The sequence below is a fragment of the Ditibartonella choladocola genome, assembly GCF_002007565.1.
In the GTDB taxonomy this organism is placed as follows: Bacteria; Pseudomonadota; Alphaproteobacteria; order Rhizobiales; family Rhizobiaceae; genus Bartonella; species Bartonella choladocola.
In genome coordinates this window covers 710194-731250 of the sequence record NZ_CP015625.1, presented here as the reverse complement: position 1 = coordinate 731250, position 21057 = coordinate 710194, and the positions used below count along the sequence as shown (strand labels likewise).

The 21057-nt window shown below is 46.8% G+C and carries 18 protein-coding genes, 1 pseudogene and 1 riboswitch; of the genes and pseudogenes, 12 read left to right on the top strand and 7 right to left on the bottom strand.

From position 1 onward, the window contains the following. Window position 1: 1 nt before the first annotated feature. A complete protein-coding gene (gene nrdH, locus BBC0122_RS03270; RefSeq protein ID WP_077991302.1) occupies window positions 2-223 on the bottom strand; it encodes a glutaredoxin-like protein NrdH in 222 nt (73 codons plus the stop codon). A gap of 231 nt (window positions 224-454) precedes the next feature. Continuing rightward, a riboswitch (cobalamin riboswitch) is annotated at window positions 455-661 on the bottom strand. Window positions 662-887: 226 nt separating this feature from the next. On the opposite strand from nrdH, the gene BBC0122_RS03265 reads away from it, so the two are divergent. Continuing rightward, the gene (locus tag BBC0122_RS03265) at window positions 888-2102 is read left to right on the top strand and encodes an MFS transporter (RefSeq protein WP_077991300.1); all 1215 of its coding nucleotides are present in this window, start codon (window positions 888-890) and stop codon (window positions 2100-2102) included. 49 nt (window positions 2103-2151) lie between these two features. Here the strand turns inward: BBC0122_RS03265 and prmC are convergent. From prmC to secA, 4 genes and pseudogenes are all read right to left on the bottom strand, one after another. Beyond that, window positions 2152-2985: pseudogene (prmC, locus tag BBC0122_RS03260) on the bottom strand (peptide chain release factor N(5)-glutamine methyltransferase); the annotation flags it as partial. Between the two features lie 25 nt (window positions 2986-3010). Further along, window positions 3011-4090, bottom strand: a complete 1080-nt coding sequence (gene prfA, locus BBC0122_RS03255) for a peptide chain release factor 1 (protein ID WP_077991296.1) — start codon at window positions 4088-4090, stop codon at window positions 3011-3013. A 197-nt stretch (window positions 4091-4287) separates the two neighbouring features. Further along, entirely contained in the window at window positions 4288-4704 is a 417-nt protein-coding gene (locus BBC0122_RS03250) for a Fur family transcriptional regulator (RefSeq protein WP_077991294.1), read from the bottom strand. Window positions 4705-5022: 318 nt separating this feature from the next. Further along, window positions 5023-7737 carry a preprotein translocase subunit SecA gene (secA, locus tag BBC0122_RS03245; protein ID WP_077991292.1) on the bottom strand — a complete coding sequence of 905 codons (2715 nt, stop codon included), beginning with the start codon at window positions 7735-7737 and terminating at the stop codon, window positions 5023-5025. Window positions 7738-8183: 446 nt separating this feature from the next. Between secA and BBC0122_RS03240 the strand changes: the two genes are divergently transcribed. From BBC0122_RS03240 to BBC0122_RS03215, 6 genes are all read left to right on the top strand, one after another. Further along, window positions 8184-9176, top strand: a complete 993-nt coding sequence (locus BBC0122_RS03240) for a peptidylprolyl isomerase (RefSeq protein WP_077991291.1) — start codon at window positions 8184-8186, stop codon at window positions 9174-9176. 101 nt (window positions 9177-9277) lie between these two features. Continuing rightward, window positions 9278-10516 (top strand): bifunctional glutamate N-acetyltransferase/amino-acid acetyltransferase ArgJ, encoded by a 1239-nt coding sequence (argJ, locus tag BBC0122_RS03235; RefSeq protein WP_077994462.1) that lies wholly within the window; start codon window positions 9278-9280, stop codon window positions 10514-10516. Continuing rightward, complete coding sequence (locus BBC0122_RS03230) at window positions 10497-11288, top strand: GNAT family N-acetyltransferase (protein WP_188318072.1); 792 nt, start codon at window positions 10497-10499, stop codon at window positions 11286-11288. Before argJ ends, BBC0122_RS03230 begins: the two co-directional genes overlap by 20 nt. Further along, entirely contained in the window at window positions 11285-11698 is a 414-nt protein-coding gene (gene mutT, locus BBC0122_RS03225) for an 8-oxo-dGTP diphosphatase MutT (protein ID WP_256435139.1), read from the top strand. The genes BBC0122_RS03230 and mutT overlap by 4 nt, the downstream gene beginning before the upstream one ends. A gap of 106 nt (window positions 11699-11804) precedes the next feature. Then, the gene (locus tag BBC0122_RS03220; protein WP_077991277.1) at window positions 11805-12062 is read left to right on the top strand and encodes a hypothetical protein; all 258 of its coding nucleotides are present in this window, start codon (window positions 11805-11807) and stop codon (window positions 12060-12062) included. 147 nt (window positions 12063-12209) lie between these two features. Next, window positions 12210-13601 carry an L-cystine transporter gene (locus BBC0122_RS03215; protein ID WP_077991275.1) on the top strand — a complete coding sequence of 464 codons (1392 nt, stop codon included), beginning with the start codon at window positions 12210-12212 and terminating at the stop codon, window positions 13599-13601. A gap of 124 nt (window positions 13602-13725) precedes the next feature. Here BBC0122_RS03215 and BBC0122_RS03210 read toward each other — a convergent pair whose 3' ends face one another. Continuing rightward, the gene (locus tag BBC0122_RS03210; protein ID WP_077994460.1) at window positions 13726-14607 is read right to left on the bottom strand and encodes a methyltransferase domain-containing protein; all 882 of its coding nucleotides are present in this window, start codon (window positions 14605-14607) and stop codon (window positions 13726-13728) included. Window positions 14608-14855: 248 nt separating this feature from the next. Here BBC0122_RS03210 and BBC0122_RS03205 point away from each other — a divergent pair, with 248 nt between their 5' ends. The 3 genes from BBC0122_RS03205 to BBC0122_RS03195 are packed head-to-tail and all read left to right on the top strand — an operon-like array spanning window position 14856 to window position 16301. Then, window positions 14856-15575, top strand: a complete 720-nt coding sequence (locus BBC0122_RS03205; RefSeq protein ID WP_225868143.1) for a ComF family protein — start codon at window positions 14856-14858, stop codon at window positions 15573-15575. A 43-nt stretch (window positions 15576-15618) separates the two neighbouring features. Then, complete coding sequence (gene grxC / locus BBC0122_RS03200; RefSeq protein WP_077991271.1) at window positions 15619-15876, top strand: glutaredoxin 3; 258 nt, start codon at window positions 15619-15621, stop codon at window positions 15874-15876. After that, window positions 15876-16301, top strand: a complete 426-nt coding sequence (locus BBC0122_RS03195; protein WP_077991269.1) for a DUF1178 family protein — start codon at window positions 15876-15878, stop codon at window positions 16299-16301. Before grxC ends, BBC0122_RS03195 begins: the two co-directional genes overlap by 1 nt. Before the next feature lie 45 nt (window positions 16302-16346). Here the strand turns inward: BBC0122_RS03195 and ubiG are convergent, their stop codons facing one another. Further along, entirely contained in the window at window positions 16347-17093 is a 747-nt protein-coding gene (ubiG, locus tag BBC0122_RS03190; RefSeq protein ID WP_077991267.1) for a bifunctional 2-polyprenyl-6-hydroxyphenol methylase/3-demethylubiquinol 3-O-methyltransferase UbiG, read from the bottom strand. A 181-nt stretch (window positions 17094-17274) separates the two neighbouring features. Here ubiG and BBC0122_RS03185 point away from each other — a divergent pair, with 181 nt between their 5' ends. Both BBC0122_RS03185 and ptsP read left to right on the top strand, forming a co-directional pair. After that, window positions 17275-18528 (top strand): aspartate kinase, encoded by a 1254-nt coding sequence (locus tag BBC0122_RS03185; RefSeq protein ID WP_077991265.1) that lies wholly within the window; start codon window positions 17275-17277, stop codon window positions 18526-18528. A gap of 102 nt (window positions 18529-18630) precedes the next feature. Continuing rightward, a complete protein-coding gene (gene ptsP / locus BBC0122_RS03180) occupies window positions 18631-20898 on the top strand; it encodes a phosphoenolpyruvate--protein phosphotransferase (protein WP_077991262.1) in 2268 nt (755 codons plus the stop codon). The last annotated feature ends 159 nt before the right edge of the window (window positions 20899-21057 follow it).

The window sequence follows — 21057 nt, the reverse complement described above, 5'->3', positions numbered from 1 at the left end:
ATCATTCGAGCCCGTTTATTTTATCGGGTTGGAAACCTGCCCAATGGTTGTTTCCGGCAATAACCACCGGCAACATTTTATATCCCAAACTTTCGATATAGGATAAAGCGTCCGCATCTTTGGAAAGATCGACAATATCGTAGGAAATATGTTTATTATCCAAAGCTTTGTAAGTTGCTTTGCATTGCACGCAAGACGGCTTGCTATAAATTGTAATTTTCATGATTTTCTTTCTTGATTTTGGTCATAGAACCCCGCCTGCTTTCTGTGGACAAAAAGCAGCACAAAGGGCATGTTGATTAATTGCGCGGATAAGGCAGACTTTACCGGATCAAGAAAAATGTTTACGAATCTTGGACATAAAACTTCCTTCCCGAAGTAATAAGGGGCATATGGCTAAGCCAAAATACCGGAAAACTTTGTCCGGAAAGGCCATTACCAGAACACCCCGTCTGTTGACATTCAATCCAAGGCAGGTCTCCTGGCTTATGGCTTGCAACGTCAAAACCACCTTCCCAAGGTAAAACCCCAGTGGCATACGGTTTCGACACACCATTTACAGTTGCGGGGGCAGCTTCGGCTTTTTGAAGAATGACCGAATTCCCTCTTAGCTCCTTCATTCAAACCCGAATCAAGGAGAACCTCGAACACTAGATATAGTATCCGACATAAAATTTGCGTCAATATATTTTAAAAATAACGCGCAATTTTTTGATTTCGCCCGTCTGGATTTTTGCAGAAAAATCAGGCAGAATTGCGTTTTAGACAGTCACTTATTTTTGACGCTTCAGTCCTTGGAATTGAATTTAACTTTCAACGATTTTGCATTATTGCTTTCCACCATAATAGCGGAAAAATCGGGGGGAGGTAGATATTCGGAGTTTAAAATGACTACCTCAACAGCCAACGGGGCTGAACCTGGTGTGCAAAGCGGAACCGCTCAATATAAACGTATAAGTGTGGCAATGTTTTTTGCCGGTTTTGCCACCTTCTCTCTTCTTTATTGTGTCCAACCGTTGCTGCCATCCTTGGCAAACCACTATCACATAACGCCAGCGAACAGTTCGCTGGCTCTTTCAATATCAACCGGCTTTCTGGCTTTTTCCATTCTCCTTTCAAGTGCCTTTTCAGAAGCGCTTGGCCGCCGCGGTTTAATGACCGTATCAATGATCGGTGCGTCTGTGCTCAATATTGTCGCGGCCTTTGCAACCAATTGGCATTGGCTTCTTGTCGCTCGTGCTTTAGAAGGCATTCTCTTAGGGGGCGTACCGGCGGTTGCTATGGCCTATCTTGCCGAAGAAATCGCACCGCGAGGATTTGGAAAAATTATGGGGCTTTATGTCGGCGGTACGGCGTTCGGTGGCATGATGGGGCGGGTTGGCATGGGAAGCCTCATCGAATGGTTCAATTGGCAATGGGCATTGGCCATTATCGGTATTATCGACCTTGTCGCAGCTATCGCTTTCTATTTTCTATTGCCACCGTCGAAATATTTTGTTCCCGTACACGGCATCAATATCCATCACCATGTGAGAGCCTGGATTGGCCATATCGGTTCGGTACGGCTGCTTTACATCTATTTGTTTATTGCTCTGGTATTCGGTGATTTTGTTGCGATTTTGAACTATACGGGCTTCCGTATGAGCGGAGCACCGTTCTTTCTTAGTCCGACCGAGATCGGCTTCATCTTCCTGAGCTATATTTCAGGTATTATTGTTTCACCGATTGCCGGAAACCTGACCAATAAATACCGGCGGAGTTCGCTACTGTTCATCTCGGTTATCATCCTCGCGGTCGGATTGCTTCTAACCCTGACCAATAGCCTCTTCTGGTTTGTTGTCGGTATTATCTGTATCACCATAGGCTTTTTCTCTGCCCATGCTGTAGCGAGCAGTTGGGTGGGACGCATAGCTATAGGAGCAAAAGGACATGCAACAGCGCTATACCTTTTGTTCTATTATCTCGGTTCGAGCTTTATCGGTGCATTTGGCGGCTGGTTCTGGTTCCACGGCGGCTGGAACATGGTAATCGCTTTCACCGGCTCGCTCGTCATCCTCGAATTTGTATTCTGCTATCTCTTGAGGCGGCGTGAAACAGAATAGAAGTTGCTGTCGCCGGATAATCAATGTCCGGAAGGCTTAAAGCAAGGTTTTAACAAACCGAAAACAACAAGGCGCGCAAAATACCGTTCAAATCTTTGCGCGCTTTGATAAATTCAAAGCCATTTTGCCGAAAAATTGCGATCACATCTTTTTCCTGATCTCTGCCGATCTCGACCGCAACTTTTCCATCAGGATGCAAAAATGGCCGACTTCCTTCTGCGAGCTTCCGGTAAAATTGAAGGCCGTCTTGACCTCCCGCCAAGGCTCGTAACGGATCATATTCCTTCACTTCGATTGCAAGTGAAGGAATTTGACTTTCCGGAATATAAGGCGGGTTCGATATAATCATATCGAAGCGACCTGAAAGGCTTAAAAACCAATCGCTTTTCAAACACGTGAAACGATCCGATACACCTGCATTTTCAGCATTCAACGTTGCCGTTGCCAAAGCATCATCGGCTATATCGACGGCAGTTGCCTTCAAGCCGTCTACATTTGCAAGAAGAGCAATTGCAATAGCGCCAGTTCCTGTCCCCATATCGACAATTTCGGCTTGTCCCTTTCGCAAAACGATTGCGCGAATTTCCGGCAACGCCAGATCGACGAGAGCCTCGGTATCGTCTCTCGGCTCCAGCGTATCGGCAGATAAATGAAACTCTATTCCATAAAATTCCCGTTTTCCGATAATGCGATAGACAGGTTTTCCCTTCAGCCTTTCGATAATTGCTTCATCAAGTCGTTGCAAAGCTTTCCCCGAAACGGGAAGATCGGGATTGAGAATTTCATCCTTTCGCGTTGTCGATGTAATAAACTCGACCAGAAGACGTGCATCAAGATCGGCATTGTCCAGCTTTTTGTCGCGAAACAGTTTTCGTGTTTTTTTAAAACTTCAGAAAGGCTTGCCATTATCAGCCATTATTGCCAAGTTCTGCAAGAAGTGATGCCTGATGATCGGCAATCAGTGCGTCAATCAGCTCGTCAAGTTCGCCTTCCATGACCCTATCAAGCTTATAGAGTGTAAGATTGATACGGTGGTCGGTCACACGACCTTGCGGAAAGTTATAGGTTCTTATGCGCTCCGAGCGGTCACCGGAACCAACCTGACTTTTACGCGAAGCCGACCGTTCTGTATCGGCTTTTTGCCGTTCCATGTCATAAAGTCGGGCACGCAAAATCTGCATGGCACGCGCACGGTTCTGATGTTGGGATTTTTCGGCCTGCACAACCATTATGCCTGTTGGAAGATGGGTGATGCGCACAGCCGAATCTGTTGTGTTGACGTGCTGACCGCCAGCGCCGGAAGCACGCATTGTATCAATCCTTATATCTTCCGGCCTGATTTCAACATCAATCTCTTCGGCTTCCGGTAAAACCGCAACGGTTGCTGCCGAAGTATGGATACGCCCGCCCGCTTCCGTTTCCGGAACGCGTTGCACACGATGGACACCGGACTCGAATTTCAGCCGCGAAAACACGCCCTTGCCTGTGACAGAAGCGATAATTTCCTTATATCCGCCAACATCACCTTCGCTTGCCGAAACAACTTCGACTTTCCATCCGTGCAAACTCGCATAACGTTCATACATGCGGAAAAGATCGCCAGCAAAAAGTGCTGCTTCCGAGCCGCCCGTGCCGGCTCTTATTTCCAGAATTGCACTCTTTTCGTCGGCCGCATCTTTCGGTAACAGCTCGATCTGGACATCATGTTCCAGTTTGCCAATTTTATCCCTGATGCTTGGGAGTTCTTCCTCCGCAAGGCTGCGCATTTCCGGATCGGTTGAATGATCCTTCAGCATCGCCTCAAGATCATCGGCTTCATGCTGCGCTTTATTGAGTTCCCGTATCAACCCCACAACCGGTTGCAATTCGGAATATTCCGAAGCAAGTTTTACATAGGTCTCGGCATCCGGATTATTAGCCATTTCGCTTTCAATCATCTCGAAATGTTTTTCGAGTTGATTCATGCGCTCTTGCGGTAGTGAAACCATGTTTAAAAGGCCTGTTTGTTGATATGGGTCATTATTTTTATGGTCATATGCTGTGACCGGTCAAATCTGTGATAATGCAGCAAATGCTGATTGCCAATGCCAAAACGACATTTCTAAAACAGGAATATGCCCGACAAGTCATGATTTGGAATTATTCATGTCAACACGAGAACATGTGTTCCTCGCAAAACGCGGCATTAACGTTTGCGTTTTTTCCCATAAAGCTCGAACCGGTGATGGATAATGTCATAGCCCAGCGAATGGGCAATTTCCTCTTGCAATTTTTCAATAAGATCGGAGCGAAATTCGATAACATCGCCGGTATCAATATCAATCAGATGGTCGTGATGCTCGCGGTTTTTCTGTTCAAAACGCGATGGTCCGCCTTCAAATTCGTGCCGTTCAATTGCCCCGACTTCCTCCAGAGCTTTCATCGTACGATAAACGGTCGACAATGAAATTGTCGGGTCCTTTTCGCTAGCCCGCTTGAACAGCTCGAACGCGTTCGGGTGATCCAGATTATTATTAAGAAGATCAAGAATAATACGTCGTTGCCTTGTTATCCTAAGGCCACTTTTGCGTAATTCTTTTTCATAATCGGGTTTATCTTCCATGATAGCTTCAGAACCGTTAATTTCATTACATGTAAAAGGAAACGGGACTCTTGTTCAAACTTCTACCCCGCACATTATCTTTAAAAAACAGATCGGACAAGCTTATACTGTATTTTAAAGAAAAATCTTATCTTACAAATTCGACTTATAAATATTTATCATATTTTTCAACCACAACAAACATGCCTGACATAAACGAGCGCACTTTGCGCATCAATTCAAAATTCCGGACTTTCAGATAAGCAAAATTCCGGTTTTCAACACCGGAATTTTTGCTGCCTATCAACACCTGACCGGAAGGGCACTATCATTTCCGGTTCAAACAAACGAACCGTGGCAATGTTTGTATTTTTTGCCCGACCCACAAGGGCAAAGTTCGTTCCGTCCGACCTTTCCCCATGTTGTCGGGTCTTTCGGATCCCGTTTTGAGGGAGCAACAACGGTATCATTTTCAGTAGCTACCGAAATCAGGCCTTCCGCATCATCCTGACCGTTAAATTCAGGATGATCGGCATGCATTTCAGGAAGTGGTGCCGGTTCGCTCGGCTGCTCGACGATTTCAAATCGCATGAGTTTGGAAACCACATCGCGCCGCAGATTGGAAAGCATCGCCTGAAACAGCTCGAAAGATTCGGTCTTGTATTCATTAAGCGGGTCGCGCTGGCCATAACCGCGGAACCCGACGACCGAACGCAAATGGTCAAGATTGACCAAGTGTTCGCGCCACAATGTATCAATGCTCTCAAGCAACATGGCTTTGCGGAAATAGGCCATAACTTCCGGACCGAAGCGTTCTGCACGTTCTTTTGCCCGTTCTTCCATGGCGTTCTTGACGCGTTCCAATATTTGCTCTTCGGCGATCCCTTCTTCCTTTGCCCAATCCTCGACCGGTAAATCAAGATTGAACAATTCGCGCAATTTGTCGCGAAGTCCGATAGCATCCCATTGTTCCGAATAAGTGCCGTGTGGCACGTATTTTTCAACGAGATCCTCTATAACTTCATCGCGCATTTCCGCGATCATATCGGTCAGGTCTTTGGAATCCATAACCTCCATTCTCTGTTCAAAAATAACCTTGCGTTGGTCATTCATGACATCGTCGTATTTGAGAAGATTTTTACGGATTTCGTAGTTTCGTGCTTCGACCTTTTTCTGTGCTTTTTCGAGTGCTTTGTTAATCCACGGGTGGGTAATCGCCTCGCCTTCTTTCAGGCCGAGTTTCTGCAACATTCCATCCATACGATTGGAACCGAAAATGCGCATCAGATCATCTTGCAATGACAGATAGAATTTCGACCGTCCGGGATCGCCTTGACGACCGGAACGACCGCGTAGCTGATTATCAATACGCCGGCTTTCGTGGCGTTCTGTTGCCAGAACGTAAAGGCCACCGGCAGCGAGCGCCTTTTCTTTCAATTTTGCAACATCTTCTTTGATTGCTGCAATTTTCGCATCGCGTTCGGGACCTTCAGGAACATCTTTCAATTCCTGTTCAACGCGCATTTCGACATTGCCACCAAGCTGGATATCGGTACCACGACCTGCCATATTGGTAGCAATCGTAATTGCTCCCGGCACACCCGCTTGTGCGACAATATAGGCTTCCTGTTCGTGATAACGGGCATTCAATACGTTAAAACCGGTAATACCATCTTTCCGCAGGCGATCAGCCAGATGTTCCGATTTCTCGATTGACGTTGTACCGACCAGAATAGGCTGCCCGCGTTCATGCGAGGCACGAATATCGCGAACAATTGCCTGATATTTTTCTTCGACAGTCCGATAGACCTCGTCATTCTCGTCGATACGTTTGACCGGCAAATTGGTCGGGATCTCAATCACCTCAAGACCATAAATATTTCCGAATTCTTCCGCTTCGGTTGCCGCAGTACCTGTCATACCGGCCAATTTATCATACATACGGAAATAATTCTGGAAGGTGATCGAGGCAAGCGTCTGGTTTTCCGGCTGGATAGCAACATGTTCCTTGGCTTCCAAAGCCTGATGAAGCCCTTCCGAATAGCGACGCCCCGGCATCATACGGCCGGTAAATTCGTCAATAATCATGACCTCGCCATTACGCACAATATAGTCTTTATCGCGCGTAAACAGTTTATGGGCTTTCAATGCATTGTTGATGTGATGCACAATCTTGACATTTTCGATGTCATAAAGGCCATGGCCTTTCAACAGGCCTGCCTCGGCAAGCATTTTTTCAACTTTTTCCGTACCGACTTCGGTGAAAGTTGCCGTCTTCTGCTTTTCGTCGATTTCATAATCTTCCGGCTTGAGCGGCGGAATAAACGTATCGATCTGCTTATAAAAATCGGTACGATCTTCCAGCGGTCCGGAAATGATAAGCGGTGTTCTTGCTTCGTCAATAAGGATAGAATCAACTTCGTCGACAATCGCGTAATGATGGCCACGTTGCACCATCTGGCTACGGTCGAATGTCATATTGTCACGCAAATAGTCGAAACCGAGCTCATTATTTGTGCCGTAAGTAATATCGCAGGCATAGGCAGCGCGACGCTGGTCATTATCAAGATCATGAACGATAACGCCTGTGGTCAGGCCAAGAAAGCCATAGAGCTTGCCCATCGTCTCGGCATCACGTTTTGCCAGATAGTCATTGACGGTGACGACATGCACCCCTTTGCCTTCCAGAGCATTGAGGTAGACCGGTAATGTCGCCATCAGGGTTTTACCTTCACCGGTACGCATTTCCGCAATGCCGCGATTATTCAAAACAATGCCGCCTATAAGCTGGACATCGAAGGGTCGCAAACCGAAAACGCGTTTGGAAGCCTCTCTTGCTGTTGCAAAAGCTTCCGGCAAGAGAGAATCAAGCGTTTCCCCTTCCTGCAATCTTTTACGATATTCATCGGTCTTCTGCCGCAATTCGCTATCGCTCAAATTCTTGAATTTTTCTTCAAGTGCGTTGATCTCCGCAACCTTTGGTCGAAGAGATTTAACGCGACGTTCAAAAGCTGAACCGAATAATTTGCGCGCAAGGCCGCCTAAACTGACCATTTCTGGTCCTTTCCGATGTTAGTTGCTGGCGTTTTATAACGCCTGTTGAGTGACGTACACGCTTTAACCTTCAACGGCAGTGCGTGCAACCGCTTGTGAGTGCACCAATGCCGATAAAATCTTGAAACTTAAAGTTTACCCAATATTCACGACACAGATAGGTGTGGAGTCTTTTTCTGTCAACATTGAGACCAAAGTTTATGCCTATAGAAAATATGGGTAAAAACCGGCCTGTTTTCCAGACTTCGCACCCCTTTCTACAGACTTTGCGCATATTTTGGAAATTGCAACAACACCCCGTTTACACAATAGCCACAGAAAAGATGTGAATTTTCCTTAAAAACCCATAACATTTTTATCAACTTTCTGAACAACATGATATGACTGTCCCGAATTTAACCAAAATTTCAGTCCAGAACGCTTGTCCGTTCACAAGGAGACCGTTTATGAAATTCATTCCAACTACCCTGTTGCTATCGTCAGCTCTATTGCTTGGCACAAGCTTGAGTTCGCTAGCACAGAACACGCCTCAACCGGATACGCCGAATGCTGCGGCTCCTGCTGCCCAACCGAAATTGCCGGATCCGTTATCTGCGCCTGCTGCACAAGCCGAAAAGCCTGTTGATCCTTCGCATGTAATGGCTGTTGTCGACGGGAAAGACGTAACCGCAGGCGACCTTGACGCTATGGCCAATGACATTGATCCGGGACTTGCCCGTTTGCCCGACCAGCAACGCCGGATTACCGTTCTGAAAATTTACGTCGATATGAAGACTTTATCCGATTCAGCATTGAAGGATGGTCTCGACAAAACACCTGAATACGAAAAACGCATGGCTATTATGCGTGATAACGTTCTTCAGCAGCTTTATTTTAAAAATTCCATTGTCGATAAAATTACCGATGATGATGTCAAAGCGCGTTACGAAAAAGAAATCGCCGGTCTTCCCAAAGAACAGGAAGTGCGCGCCCGCCATATTCTGGTAAAGACGAAAAAAGAAGCTGAAGACATTATCAAAAGCCTGAATAAAGGCGCAAAATTCGATGACCTTGCCAAGGCCAAATCGAGCGAAAAATCGGCTGCTACAACAGGTGGCGATGTCGGTTACTTCAGCCGCGGGCAAATGGTCAAGCCGTTTGAAGATGCCGCTTTTGCTTTGAAAGTCGGCGAATATACAAAGACACCGGTTGAAAGCCCGTTCGGCTGGCACGTTATCAAGGTTGAAGACCGTCGCGAGAAACAGCCACCTGCATTTGCCGATGTCAAAGACGGTATTCGCAATATGATAGCACGGGAACGCTACGTCAAATTGATAGGCGAATTGCGTGGTAAAATGGATGTCAAATATCCTGACGAAAACGTTGCCAAATTGATGCAGCAACCGGATAGCGATACGGGTGACCTTCCCGGAGAACAATCCGACGAAGAAGATCAATAAAACTTGGCTTTATTTTTTGAAATGCCGGACAATTGCCTTTTCAAAAGCTTTGTCCGGCATTATTGTTTTTCTCGATTTCCGCTTTTTTAAATGAGGTTGCTATGGCTGGTAAAATTTCTCCGCTTGCACCAAAGACTTATCCCCGAATGCCGATTATCAAAGGTGTCCGTCTTGATACGCGAGAAGCACACATAAAATATAAAGGCCGCACCGACCTTCTTCTCATTGTCTTTGATAAAAAAGCAAGCGTTGCCGGCGTGTTCACACGTTCAAAATGCCCGTCTGCTCCTGTTGACCATTGCAGAAAAATTCTCTCTCATAAAATTGCGCGCGGCGTTGTCATCAATTCAGGCAATGCCAATGCATTTACCGGCAAAAAAGGCATTGCAACAACAAATGCTACCGCAAAAGCGGCCGCCGAAGCTTTGGGCGCAACTCCGGAAGAAATCTATCTTGCATCCACCGGCGTCATCGGTGAACCGATGGACGCATCACGCTTTACCGGCCTCTTGCCCGAAATGGCAAAAAGTGCTGAAGAAGACAAATGGCTTGAGGCTGTCAAAGCCATTATGACAACCGACACGTTTCCAAAACTTGCAACACGCACTGTCGATTTTGATGGTCATCCTGTCATCATCAATGGCATTGCCAAAGGTGCCGGCATGATCGCCCCTGATATGGGAACAATGCTCTCGTTTATCGTAACCGATGCACCAGTCGATTCGCTCGTCCTGCAGGAAATATTATCAGATAAGGTTCGTGATACTTTCAACGCCATTACGGTCGACAGTGATACATCAACATCGGATACGCTGCTTTTATTTGCGACTGGTACAGCCGACGAAAAAATCAAACCGCTTACCCAAAAAAATGACCCGCGTTACACGATTCTTGCCGATGCGGTTTATGAAATTTTACACGAGCTTTCTTTGCAAGTTGTCACCGACGGTGAAGGCGCACACCATCTGATTGAAGTCAGGGTTGAAGGTGCAACAACAAATGAAGCTGCAAAAATTATTGCACGTTCAATAGCCAATTCGCCATTGGTAAAAACCGCAGTGGCTGGTGAAGATGCCAATTGGGGGCGTGTGGTTATGGCCGTTGGCAAAGCCGGTGTGGAGGCTGATCGTGACCGGTTGTCGATCTGGTTCGGACCTCACCGTCTTGCGGTTGATGGTGAACGTGATCCCCATTATAGTGAAGAGGAAGCCTCGAACTACATGAAAGGCTCCCACATCGTCATTAAAGCCGATATTGGCTTGGGCAATGGCTCTGCAACGATATGGTCATGCGATTTGACCAAAGAATATGTCGAGATTAATGGTGACTACAGAAGTTGATAATAGAGAACGCCGGAGTACAACTCTGGCCGAAATACGCAGGCTTGAAGCACTTTCCACACGTGCCTGGCCTACGGAAAAAGAATTTTATGATGGCGTTTGGGCTTGTCGCTCTACGCCGGATTTTCCCTCGGCACGTGTGAATTCGGTAACCCCGCTTGATCCTGATGATAATAAAAATCTCGAAGAACGGGTCAAGCGCCTCTGTTTTGAAAATGGCGTTTACAGGCGACCATTGCGTTTGACACCGCTTGCTCCGATCGAACTATTCGACGAGCTGAAGCAAAACGGATGGGCAAATTTCAAAGATGTGGCGGTGATGGCTCTGGAGCCGCTACCCCATATTTCAGGGTCGGATGTAAAACTCACAGCCATCGGAATTGAAGACTATTGCAAACTCACCGTGCGTAACCACACGCATGAAAACCGATATGCCGAAATCTATTTCAAGCTTTTAAAACGCATCAAGGGAAAACCGACATTTTACGAGCTGCAACGGGATGACCGTGTGATCGGCAATATCATTACTGTGAACGATTTCGGGCAGGTAGGCCTTATCGATTTTGCAATCGTGCCGGATCTGCGTGGCCGTGGATTGGGTGGTCTTGCTCTGCAAAGCCTGATGAGTACAATCAGGCGTAAATCTGTGGACGTACCGATCGAACGGCTCTGGTTACAGGTTGAAACTTTGAACAGTGCAGCATGGCGGCTCTATACCGCGGCCGGTTTCAAAACAATCTACCATTATCAATATTGGAGACCGGGCGTTTGACAATCTCAAAACCAATTCTCATAGTTGTTGCCTGTGCATTGATCGACACAGATAATCGGGTACTGCTCGCTCAACGCCCACAAGGAAAATCATTGGCGGGATTATGGGAATTTCCCGGAGGAAAATTGGAAGCCGGAGAAACACCTGAAGAGGCTCTTATTCGGGAGCTTTATGAAGAATTGGCAATTACTGTAAAAGAAGAATGCCTTTCACCGCTCACTTTTGCCAGTTATTCTTATGAAAAATTCCATCTCCTTATGCCACTCTATATATGCAGACGTTATCAAGGAATAGCAAAGGGAGCCGAAGGGCAAAATATCAAATGGATTTCGGCCGCAGATCTCGATCACTATCCAATGCCACCGGCCGATAAACCGTTAATACCTATTCTGAAAGATATTCTATATTAACTGATCGTTTACTTTGTTTTACGTGAATTTGTCACGCCGGCTTTGTGTTAAGCGGTTATTAACAGGTGACTTTTACCATAGTTCATAATTACTCTGGAGAATTATCATGCATCACCAAGAGTTTTCAAAAACAAACCGTAACGACATAACCCAATCGGCAGGAACTGGTGTTTTGCGAATAGTATTACTTTTTGGATCCGTTGCCGTCGCACTCGGTCTCATTCTCGTTCCGATGTTGGGTGATCGCAAGGATGCAGAATTCACGCAATCGATTTTCCAGAATAAAGTCGATTATACAACAATGACCGGTGCTGTGAAACAATCTCCGATCCCGCAAGTCACCACGGTAAAAGATTCTCAATAACCACATTTTTAATAGCATAAATTTGCTCACTATCTTTATTTATTGAAATATCTTTCTTTGAGATCGACGAAACTGCCTCCTATATCCTGTGTTAGGAAATAATTTTATATAAACGTGCTGTTATGCCGGCATAAGGGACAGATTTTCATGATAATCGGTTTTATCGCCAATCTCGTCATATTCATTCTTCTACTCATCGCTATCGCAAGGATGTCCAGAACCGGTTGGAGCCTCTCCCGCCGTGTTCTGATCGGACTTGTTATCGGTGTCATTTTCGGGATTGTTTTACAATTCGTCTACGGACTTGGTAATGCCGGGCTGAAAAAGTCGATCGAATGGTTCAATATCGTTGGCAATGGTTATGTTCTGCTTTTGCAAATGATTGTCATGCCACTGGTATTCGCGTCGATTCTTTCGGCCGTTGCACGTCTTCATTCGGCGTCGTCGCTCGGTAAAATCAGCACGATCACGATTGGTATTTTGTTGTTCACTACGTTGATTGCGGCTTTTGTCGGCGTCATGATGGTCAATCTTTTTGGCCTTTCGGCTGAAGGACTGGTTCAGGGAACCGCAGAAACTGCCCGACTGAGTGCTATTCAAACCAATTACATGTCAAAAGTTGCCGATATGAGTGTGCCGCAACTTATCCTTTCGTTCATCCCGAAAAATCCGTTTGCCGATCTTACAGGCGCCAATCCGACCTCGATCATCAGCGTGGTTATTTTCGCTGCTTTTCTGGGTGCTGCCGCGATACGTTTAATGAAAGATAATCCGGAAAAAGGCAAAGGCGTGATTTCGGCAATAGATACATTGCAAGCCTGGGTCATGAAACTGGTTCGCCTTGTCATTTTACTCACCCCTTATGGTGTTTTTGCCCTTATGACCAAGGTTTCAGCAACGTCCAATGCAGAAGATATTCTGAAATTATTAGCCTTTATCGTTGCATCCTATCTGGGACTTGCAATCATGTTTTGCGTCCACGGACTTTTGCTCGGACTTTCCGGAATCAATCCCTTGCGTTTCTTTTCAAAAGTGATGCCGGTTCTCACATTCGCTTTCACCAGCCGGTCGAGTGCCGCGAGCATTCCTTTAAATATCGAAGCCCTGACCGAACGCATCGGTGTTCCCCAATCAATTGCAAGTTTTGCTGCCTCCTTCGGCGCCACAATCGGTCAAAATGGTTGCGCCGGTCTTTATCCGGCAATGCTTGCCACAATGGTAGCCCCGACCGTTGGCATCAATCCGCTTGACCCTGTATGGATTGCAACACTCGTTGGCATCGTCACATTAAGCTCGATCGGCGTGGCAGGTGTCGGAGGCGGTGCAACATTTGCAGCACTGATTGTTCTGCCAACCATGGGATTGCCGGTAACATTGGTTGCATTGCTGATCTCGATTGAACCATTGATCGACATGGGACGTACGGCCTTGAATGTGAACGGATCAATGACAGCAGCAACAATCACCAGCCAAATTTTACATGAAACCGATAAAACGATTTTTGAATCGGACAATGACAAGGAACTCACCAACACTTGAAGGAAAATCCACCCGTCATAAAACGGTTGCGCCCGAATTCCTCTTTATTGCCTGCGAAAAAGCCGGAAAACGCTTAATCCGGCTTTCAAAGATAAATGAAAGTTTATCGAACTATTACGCGCTATCAATGAGCCGATTTATCGCCCAGAACATCGACAAGCGAAATTGTTGCGCTTCCCGGACGGGCAGGCTTTTGCTGGCTTTCGTCCGGTGCCCAGCCTGAAAGCCAGATAAACGAGAAGCTCGCCCTGATACGCCCGTCCCGATCACTGAAACGTTCGGCATAGATTTCTGCAACACGTTGGAAGAATTTTCTACCTACAGGACGGCGCGACCGTCCAATCAATGCGTTTTGCATTCCCATAGCACGCAAGTCGTCAATGAGGTGGAAAGCTGTATCGTAACGAACTGTGAGATTTTCGACATCACTGACGGGCATAGCGAAACCGGCTCTTTGCAACAAACCGCCAGCGTCACGAATATCGGCGAAAGGATAGACCCTCGGACTCACTCCTCCATAAAGTTCGGTTTCTGCCTCCAACAAGCTTTCACGCAATTCGCCAAGAGTTCCTGTTCCAGCCATCACACCAAGAAAAAGACCGTCGGGTTTTAAAATTCTGCGAATTTGGCTAAGCACTCCCGGAACATCATTGGTCATGCTTAACGACAAAAGTGAAATAGCCAGATCATAAGAGTGGGCGGGCAAGTCGAGAAATTCCCTCCCACGCTGCAAGAATTTGTGTGAACCGCTCGTATATCGCTTATCACTTTCAACAATGTCGACGACAGCAACTTTTCCCGATTTGACGAGTGCCTCGGCACCAGCGCCTGTATGTCCAAAAAGATCGACAGCGCGAGCGAATTTACGATCGACTGTTTGCAATCTATCCAGCAATTCCTCAACGATATGATTGAGCAAAAAATCACCCTTATTGCCGTAGCGGATAAAAGCGCGATTGCGAAACTGCTCAATTCTCTTCTGGTCAAAAATCCGTGGGTCTGTCATCATTCAATATATTGTATTTTAGCTACAATCGGTTAATCTCAACTCATTGTTGGAATAGATCTGACCGGTTGGAATATCTCCGGTCGCCGATAGAATAGACCGAAAGCCTATAGTTACACAATATCCCGAAATTTTCTTGTCGAATGCAATCATATTCCGGATGCAGACAGCGATCGAAAAGGGTCAAAATTTTGTCAATCATACGTTGTCTTGGAAAGGAATTTAAGGAGAGAATTGGCGAACCGGCCATGAATCTGCTGTTTCCGCCAACGTGTCCCGGTTGCGGGTGTTTTGTCGACAAGAATGGCGCGATATGCCCTGAATGCTGGCAAAAGCTGCATTTTATAACCAAACCTTATTGCCCGATTATGGGAACTCCATTTACTTATGACCCTGGTGACGGTTTTTTCAGTGGAGAGGCTATCCAATCACCACCCCCATTCGGGCGGGCGCGTTCGGTTGTTGCCCATTTCGGCCTTGCCCGCACTCTGGTAGCACGGCTCAAATATGGCGACCGCACCGATCTTGCCCCATCCATGGCCGAATGGATGGTGACGGCAGGAAAAGAACTTATTGACAGTGCCGATATGATTGTACCGGTTCCGCTCCATTACCGGCGATTTTTAAAACGGAAATATAATCAGGCAACCGAGCTTTCCCGACACATCGCCAACAGAACCGGAAAACCTTTGGAACCTTTGGTTCTTATGCGCAGGAAAAACACCCGTCAACAGGTTGGCCTCGTTAAAAAAGCCCGTCAACGCAACATGATCGGTGCATTTCGTGTTCCCGAAAAAAAAAAGGAAAAAATAAGAGACAAGCATATTCTGCTTATCGATGATGTCTTTACGACGGGTGCGACCCTCCGCTCGGCAACCAAAGCTTTGTTGCGAGGAGGAGCGGAAAGTGTCGATGTGCTCACCTTTTCGCGGGTCATACCCGATTTGTACGAAGATCTCGCCTCTTGAGGAAAAAAGGAAAGGCACTTATATAGCGGGAATGGAGAGAAAAATGCCGCATGTAACAATTTATACACGTCCGGGTTGCCCTTATTGCGAAAGTGCCATGGAATTGTTGAATTCCAAAGGCGTTCCGTTTGAAGAAATCGACGCCTCCGGACAAAAGCGGCCGGAAATGGTAAAACGTGCAAACGGGCGCAATACATTTCCGCAGATATTTATCGGTGACAAACATATCGGCGGCTGTGATGATCTTTACGAGCTTGATGAAAAAGGCGAGCTTGATACACTTCTTTTTGGCAAAAAATAATGATCCGTTTTTCGCTTCATTGTGATAAGGCGCATGAATTTGACGGTTGGTTCCGCAATAATGATGATTTTTCAAATCAGAAAAATTCCGGGCTTATCCGCTGTCCTGTTTGCGATTCAACAAATATTGAAAAAACATTGATGGCTCCGGCCATTTCCACATCGAAAAAGCACGAACAGGTGGGAATGGGATTAGACCCGGAGCAAAAAAGAATGATTGAGGAAATGCGCAAACTTACAAGACAGGTGCGCAAAAACGCCGAATATGTGGGCGACCGTTTTGCCGAAGAAGCAAGACGGATTCATTTCAAAGAAGTCAAACAACGCCCCATTTATGGCGAGGCGACAGGGGAAGATGTTTCTTCACTTGTCGAGGACGGGATTCCTGTTATGCCGCTTGCAACCTTGCCGGAAGATGAAAATTAACCTTCCGGCATAACAATTCCGACTTTTTGGACAAAATTCGGCTCGTTATTTCAAGCGGCGGGCAAGCAACATATAATTGACATCCATATCCTTTGACCGGTTCCAGCTATCTTTGAAAGGATTATAGGTAATTCCCAATTTGTCTATCACTGTGAGGCCTGCGCCATTGAGCTTTTCGGTTATTTCTTCAGGCGTTAAAAACTTGTTATAATCGTGCGTTCCTTTCGGCAACCACCGCAAAATATATTCCGCACCAATAATTGCCAAACCCCAACACTTCAAAGTACGGTTCAGTGTGGCAACAAACATCAATCCCTGTGGTTTTACCATTCTGGCACTTTCGGACATGAAGAGATCGACATCCGAAACATGTTCGACTACTTCCATGTTCAGGACAACGTCGAATTTTTCGCCAGCTTTTGCCAAATCTTCGGCCGTTGTTGCGCGGTAATCAATATTCAATCCGGATTGAGTCGCGTGAATTTTCGCCACTTCGATATTGGTTGTTGATGCATCGGCCCCCACCACTTCAGCACCAAGACGCGCCATCGGCTCGCAAAGAAGTCCACCACCGCAACCGATGTCAAGAAACCTTATTCCTTTGAAAGGTTGGGCCCCCTTCGGATCGCGGTCAAAAGCCTCGCATACTTTTTCCTTGATATAGGAAAGTCGTGCAGGATTGAATTTGTGGAGAGGGCGAAATTTTCCTTGCGGGTTCCACCATTCTGCGGCAATGCGCGAAAAATGGTCTACTTCGGCCTGATCTATCGTGGTACGCGGGGCTTCTGCCATGGGGCTCTCCTAAAATATTACGTTTATGAGTTCTGTCTTAAATGGGGCAAAGTCAAGAGACAAACAAGTAAATATGTCAGTCTTGCTTAAATTCTCAATATTGGCTATGTCAGCATAGCCACGATGCCTTCAAGGCCCGGCTTTGGAACAATTTTAAATATTAGAGGCAAGAGTTGTTTAAATGGCGCGCATAGTAATGAAATTCGGTGGGACTTCTGTCGCCAATATCGAGCGCATCAAAAATGTTGCGCGCCATGTCAAACGCGAGGTCGATGCCGGAAACGAGGTTGCCGTTGTGGTTTCTGCAATGGCCGGTAAAACCAACGAGCTTGTCGGCTGGACACGTGAAGCTTCTCCCATGCACGACGCGCGCGAATATGATGTGGTTGTTGCATCCGGAGAACAGGTAACCGCAGGTCTTCTGGCAATCGTTTTGCAATCCATGGGAATCAATGCGCGTTCATGGCTCGGCTGGCAAATTCCTATCGAGACCGATAATGCCCACGGTGCTGCGCGCATTACAAAAATTGACGGTTCACAATTGATCCAGCGTTTCAAAGAAGGGCAAGTTGCTGTTATCGCCGGTTTTCAGGGAATTGGACCGGATAAACGCATTACAACGCTCGGCCGTGGCGGATCCGATACAAGTGCTGTTGCCGTTGCGGCAGCCGTCAAAGCCGACCGCTGCGATATCTACACCGATGTTGATGGTGTCTATACCACCGATCCGCGCATTGACCCGAAGGCGCGCCGTCTACCAAAAGTAGCATTTGAAGAAATGCTGGAGATGGCCTCTCTTGGTGCTAAAGTTTTGCAAGTACGCTCGGTCGAACTTGCAATGGTTCACAAAGTGCGCACATTCGTGCGTTCAAGTTTCGAGGATCCTGATGCTCCGGGCATGGGTGACCCTATCAATCCACCCGGAACACTTATTTGCGACGAGGATGAAATCGTGGAACAACAGGTTGTCACAGGCATTGCATTTGCCAAAGAAGAGGCACAAATTTCGCTACGCCGTTTGGCTGATCGCCCCGGAATTTCCGCAGCTATATTCGGGCCTTTGGCAGAGGAACATGTCAATGTCGACATGATTGTACAAAATATATCGGAAGATGGCTCCAAAACCGATATGACCTTTACTGTACCGGCAACCGATATTGATAAAGCCGTAGCAACCCTTGAGGCCAACAAAAAAGAAATCGGCTTTGATGTTATCCAGTCTGAAACAGATTTGGCAAAGGTTTCGATTATCGGTATCGGAATGCGCAGCCATGCCGGTGTAGCGGCTACCGCTTTCAAAGCATTGGCCGAAAAAGGCATCAATATTCGTGCAATTACGACTTCCGAAATCAAAATTTCAATTTTGATTGATAATGCCTATACCGAACTGGCAGTAAGAACATTACATACTGTTTATGGATTGGATAAAGGTTGAAGGTTAAGTTCTGGACTTTATCCTTCTAAAGAAATAATGCGGGTTGACCTTTGAAAGCATGAGCATAAGACTTAACTATCATAATGGGAGATATGATAAATCATGCGGGAGACCCATGTAGGCCCCAAAGTTATCCTGAAGCGACTACGCGAGTTCATGGCACGCGCCATGGACTCACAAGAACGACTTGACCTCATCGTCCGCGAAATCGCTCGCAATATGGACGCCGAGGTTTGTTCGTTCTATGTTTTGCGTTCCGACAATATGTTGGAACTCTATGCCACAGAAGGTCTTAATCCTGGTGCTGTCCACCTTTCGGAATTGCGTTTGGGGCAAGGTTTGGTGGGAACCATTGCAGCCACTGCCCGTCCGCTCAATCTGACAGATGCAAGAAAACATCCGGCTTTCGCCTATCTTCCTGAAACGGGCGAAGAAATCTATTCATCATTTCTTGGTGTTCCTATTCTGCGCGCAGGTCGCACATTAGGTGTTCTTGTTGTGCAAAATCGCAACAAACGCGGCTATAGCGATGAAGAAGTGGAAGCACTGGAAACTGTTGCTATGGTGCTCGCAGAAATGATTGCTGCGGGCGACTTGCCGCGGCTCACCCGCCCCAATGTCGATGTGGATATGCGCCGTGCGTTCACACTTGTCGGCCAGTCGCTCAATGAAGGTATCGGCCTTGGGCATATTGTTCTTCACGAACCGCGTCTGGTCGTTACCAATCTATTCAACGAAAATAGCAGTGCCGAAACAGAAAAGCTTACCAAAGCAATCAATTCGTTGCGTCTTTCAATTGATGATATGCTTTCGAGAAGTGATGTCGCCAGCGAAGGCGAACACCGTGAAATTCTTGAAACTTATCGTATGTTTGCCAATGATCGTGGCTGGATAAGACGCCTTGAAGAAGCGATCAAAAACGGCTTGACTGCCGAAGCGGCCGTTGAAAAAGTCCAGAGTGATACGCGTGCACGCATGGCACACCTGACTGATCCCTATTTGCGTGAACGGCTATCGGATTTCGATGATCTGGCAAACCGTTTGCTCTACCAATTGATGGGGCGAACTCGCGAAACAATCAATGCCGATTTACCGACGGATTCAATTATTGTTGCCCGTTCAATGGGGGCGGCCGAATTGCTTGATTATCCACGCGAGCGCATTCGTGGTCTGGTTTTGGAAGATGGCGCAACAACAAGCCATGTTGCTATTGTTGCACGTGCCATGTCGATACCGGTTGTTGGACAGGTTAAAGGGGTCGTGTCTCTATCGGAAAATGGCGACCCTGTCATAATCGACGGTGATGATGGCAAAGTTTACCTGCGCCCTGTGGCCGATGTTGAAAGCGCTTTTGTCGAAAAAGCCCGTTTTCGTGCACGTAAACAAAAAATCTATCGTAATTTGCGCGATGTACCGGCCGATACCAAAGATGGCCGGCATATTACTCTTTTAATCAATGCCGGTTTGCTTGTCGATTTGCCACAACTTGATGAATCGGGCGCTGAAGGCATCGGTTTATTCCGAACCGAATTGCAATTCATGATTGCTTCGACATTTCCCCGTGCGCATGAACAGGAAAAACTGTACCGCAAGGTCTATCAGGAAATTGGTGAAAAGCCTGTCACCTTCCGGACTCTGGATATTGGCGGTGATAAGGTTTTGCCCTATTTCCGCAGTAAAGGGAAAGAAGAAAATCCGGCTCTCGGTTGGCGTGCAATCCGCCTGACACTCGACAAACCGGCACTGATGAGAACACAATTGCGCGCTTTGCTCAAAGCTTCCGGCGGGCGGGAATTGCGTGTGATGTTGCCCATGGTAACCGAGGTCGGTGAAATCTATCACACACGAAAATTGATCGACCGCGAAGTGAAATATCTTACCCGCTTTGGTCATAAAATGCCGACAAAGTTGAAACTGGGGGCAATGGTGGAAGTTCCGGCTCTCCTCTTCCAGCTTGACGAACTCATGCATGTTGTCGACTTTGTATCGGTCGGCTCCAATGATCTCTTCCAATTCATGATGGCAATCGACCGCGGAAATTCGGAAATTGCCCACCGTTTCGACCAGCTTTCTGCCCCGTTCCTGCGTGCTTTACGCAAGATAATCGAAGCGGGAGAACGCAATAACACACCGGTAACATTATGCGGCGAAATGGCTGGTAAGCCATTGCTTGCTTTGGCACTTTTGGGACTTGGTTTCAGCCGCATTTCAATGACACCATCGGCAATAGGACCTATCAAAGCCATGTTGCTGAGACTTGATATTGGCGACTTACAAAATGCGCTCCTTGCCGAGCTTGACAAGACCACAACATCGACGTTGCGTCCATGGCTCATAAAATACGCAGAAGCAAACAATATCGCATTATAATATTTACAACCTTAAGAACGTTGATTGAAACCACTCTTTTCGTTTTCTTTCCGTTTCATCGAAAAATAATAGAAAACGTATTTGTCCTGCCATGTGGCGGGATCAACCAACCGGAATTGAAAGGGGCGATTGTCGAACTCGTGCCCCCAACCCGTTCGT